This is a genomic window from Corynebacterium tapiri (genome assembly GCF_006334925.1).
GTDB lineage: Bacteria > Actinomycetota > Actinomycetes > Mycobacteriales > Mycobacteriaceae > Corynebacterium > Corynebacterium tapiri.
Genome location: NZ_VDHJ01000025.1, coordinates 1 through 1,638 on the forward strand (window position 1 = coordinate 1; position 1,638 = coordinate 1,638).

Sequence of the window (1,638 nt, forward strand, 5' to 3'; positions counted from 1 at the left end):
TGCTTTGTGTGTGTGGGTGTGTGGTGTGTGTTGTTTTCTTTATTCTTTTGTCAATTTTTTGTGTGGCATGCGCCCTTCGCATTGTGTGTGGGGTGTGTGTTTGTTCGTTAAGGCACACGGTGGATGCCTTGGCATGCTGAGCCGATGAAGGACGTGAGAGGCTGCGTTAAGCCTTGGGGAGTTGCCAACTAAGCGTTGATCCGAGGATGTCCGAATGGGGAAACCTGGCGCCCGTTGTGGGGTGTTACCACCTTCTGAATGTATAGGTTGTGTGGGGGTTACGCGGGGAAGTGAAACATCTCAGTACCCGTAGGAAGAGAAAATAAGAATGATTCTGCTAGTAGTGGCGAGCGAACGTGGATGAGGCTAAACCGCATGCGTGTGATACCGGGTAGGGGTTGCGTGTGTGGTGTTGTGGGGTGCGCGTGTTCATCATCTACCTTGTGGTGTGCGTGTGCTGATGCGTGTGAGCGGAAGTGGCCTGGGATGGTCTACCGGAGTGGGTGAGAGTCCCGTACGTGGTGTGCGTGTTGGTGTGTGTTGCGTGTGTCCCCGAGTAGCAGCGGGCTCGTGGAATCTGCTGTGAATCTGCCGGGACCACCCGGTAAGCCTAAATACTCAGTGTGACCGATAGCGGAGTAGTACCGTGAGGGAATGGTGAAAAGTACCCCGGGAGGGGAGTGAAAGAGTTCCTGAAACCGTGTGTTGACAATCCGTCAGAGCCCGTTTTTGTGGGTAATGGCGTGCCTTTTGAAGAATGAGCCTGCGAGTCAGCGGCACGTCGCGAGGTTAACCCGTGTGGGGTAGTCGTAGCGAAAGCGAATACTAACGAGTGTGTTTTAGTGGCGTGTCCTGGACCCGAAGCGAAGTGATCTACCCATGGCCAGTGTGAAGCGACGGTAAGACGTCGTGGAGGCGCGAACCCACTTAGGTTGAAAACTGAGGGGATGAGTTGTGGGTAGGGGTGAAAGGCCAATCAAACTTCGTGATAGCTGGTTCTCCCCGAAATGCATTTAGGTGCAGCGTTGTGTGTGCTTGCCGGAGGTAGAGCTACTGGTTGGTTGAGCGGGACTATCATCTTAGCAATGTCAGCCAAACTCCGAATGCCGGTGAAGTTAAAGCATGGCAGTGAGACTGTGGGGGATAAGCTTCATGGTCGAGAGGGAAACAGCCCAGATCGTCGGCTAAGGCCCCTAAGGGTGTACTAAGTGGAAAAGGATGTGTGATCGCGAAGACAGCCAGGAGGTTGGCTTAGAAGCAGCCACCCTTGAAAGAGTGCGTAATAGCTCACTGGTCGAGTGGTTGTGCGCCGACAATGTAGTGGGGCTCAAGTACACCGCCGAAGCCACGGCAACATTTTTTGTTGGGTAGGGGAGCGTCGTGCACGCGGTGAAGCATGATCGTGAGGACGTGTGGAGTGTGTGCGAGTGAGAATGCAGGCATGAGTAACGAATGTAAGGTGAGAATCCTTACCGCTGGATGACTAAGGGTTCCTGGGTCAAGTTCGTCTTCCCAGGGTGAGTCGGGGCCTAAGGCGAGGCCGACAGGCGTAGTCGATGGATAACGGGTTGATATTCCCGTACCCGTATATATGCGCCCATGGTGAATCAGTGATACTAACCACCCGCGAGCATCACC

At 54.0% G+C, this 1,638-nt stretch carries 1 rRNA gene; it reads left to right on the forward strand.

Going from position 1 to position 1,638, the window contains the following annotated elements:
* Positions 1-96: 96 nt before the first annotated feature.
* Positions 97-1,638, forward strand: a 23S ribosomal RNA gene (locus FHE74_RS10740); the annotation flags it as partial.